Source organism: Pseudonocardia sp. SID8383, assembly GCF_009864975.1.
GTDB lineage: Bacteria > Actinomycetota > Actinomycetes > Mycobacteriales > Pseudonocardiaceae > Pseudonocardia > Pseudonocardia alni.
The window spans coordinates 1-935 of sequence record NZ_WWFY01000322.1; the positions used below are offsets into that span (position 1 = coordinate 1).

The window sequence follows — 935 nt, forward strand, 5'->3', positions numbered from 1 at the left end:
TGCGCGGCCAGCGCGTGCCGGGCGAGCGCGGCGGCCACCCCGGGGTCGTCTTCCCGGCCGGCGAGCAGCGCGGTGAGCCGGGCGTGCAGCCGGACCCGTTCGGCCGGGAGCAGGTCGTCGTGGACGGCCTCGCGGAGCAGGGCGTGCCGGAAGGCGTAGGACTCCGCGCCCGGCGCCGGGTCCGGGACGAGCAGGTGGTGCGAGACCGCCTCCCGCAGCCCCGCCTCCAGCTCGGCCGCGGACAGCTCGGACGCGTCGCGCAGCAGGTCGTGGGGGATGCTCCGCTCGGCCAGCGACGCCACCCGCAGCACCTCGCGCGCCGGTCCGCCGAGCCGGTCCAGCCGGGTGAGCAGCACGTCGGCCAGGCCGCCCGGCAGGCCGTCGGACCCCGCCGCGACCAGCTCCTCGGCGTAGAAGGCGTTGCCCTCGCTGCGGGCGGCGATCCGGCGCAGGGTGGCCTCGTCGACACCCCCGGTGGCCGCCCGGGCCCGGACCAGGGCCAGCACGGCGTCGGGTGTGAGCGGGCCCAGCTCGACCCGCCGGACGGCGGGCAACCGGACGAGCTCGGCCAGCGACGAGCGCAGCGGGTGCCTGCGGTGCAGGTCGTCGGAGCGGTAGGTGCCCAGCACCAGCAGCCGTTGCGAGCCCAGCCGGGCGAGCAGGAACGCGAGCAGCTCGCGGGTGGAGCGGTCCGCCCAGTGCAGGTCCTCCAGCACGACCAGCAGCGGCGCCGCCGCGGCCGCGTCGCGCACGGCACCGGCCACCGCGTCGAACACCTGTAGGCGCCCGGAGTCCCCGTCACCCGTCGCGGGACGGGGCGCCTCCGCCGCGCCGGGCAGCAGCCCGTGCAGCACCGGCCGCAGCGCGGTGCCCGCCCGGGCCAGCGCGTCGAGCACCTCGGAGAAGGGAAGGTAGGGGAGTGCGGCGCCGCCCGC

1 protein-coding gene is annotated in these 935 nt (G+C 78.8%); it reads right to left on the minus strand.

The window, feature by feature from the left end; genetic code table 11:
* Positions 1–935: ATP-binding protein (locus GTW08_RS07785; protein ID WP_161151685.1), on the minus strand; the 935-nt coding region annotated here is incomplete at both ends.